This is a genomic window from Desulfosarcina cetonica JCM 12296 (assembly GCF_001311845.1).
GTDB classification, from domain to species: Bacteria; Desulfobacterota; Desulfobacteria; order Desulfobacterales; family Desulfosarcinaceae; genus Desulfosarcina; species Desulfosarcina cetonica.
The window spans coordinates 1-608 of record NZ_BBCC01000545.1 but is presented as its reverse complement, the minus strand read 5'-3'; the positions used below and the strand labels follow the sequence as shown (position 1 = coordinate 608).

Sequence of the window (608 nt, the reverse complement as noted above, 5' to 3'; positions counted from 1 at the left end):
CTGCTACGTCCCAGTTTAGTTGACCCTGTTTATCTCAAAATATCTGACTTTGTTTGCTTCCCACAATAATTGAGTGCCATTGACCGATTACTCAACCCATCCAATGGGATTTGTGTTTCAATCGCTCCACCGCATCGACGAAGCTGCATTGAGTGACAGCAATGACCAAATCGATGGGATTGAAGTTTTTCTCGCAATCAAAACATCGTGCCAGGTTGGTTTTCGGATTTGTCGCCGTATGAAAGCGATCGCACAATGGGCATCGAAAACGCAGCAGCGTTTTATCAGGGCGGATATCCAGCCGTAACACGTCGACAATCACGACGTCGATGGGGATGCGATTTCTTAGTGAGCGCAAAAAGCTTGCGGAGTAATGGTTGGCCATGGCGCCCTCCTATGGCAGATTAAATTCACTCATGGTTTCGTTGACCAGCGTGTCATTGATTTTTTTCAGGTTGCGCGATGCGGCATGAATGAGGCAGGCGGTAGCGACATTGTTGATTTGGCGGGGGACGCCGCCGGTGTAGTCATGGATCAGGTTTTTGGCCTCGGTCTCGAAGATCTTGGTGTTTCCGCCGGCCAAGGTCATGCGGTTGTCGATATAAGCA

Annotated in this window: 1 protein-coding gene and 1 pseudogene; both read right to left on the bottom strand. The window is 49.3% G+C overall.

Translation table 11 applies throughout. From position 1 onward, the window contains the following. Nucleotides 1–91 precede the first annotated feature (91 nt). Entirely contained in the window at nucleotides 92–385 is a 294-nt protein-coding gene (locus tag JCM12296_RS35500; protein ID WP_054702864.1) for a CHC2 zinc finger domain-containing protein, read from the bottom strand. A gap of 9 nt (nucleotides 386–394) precedes the next feature. Beyond that, nucleotides 395–608, bottom strand: a pseudogene (locus JCM12296_RS40910) (hypothetical protein); the annotation flags it as partial.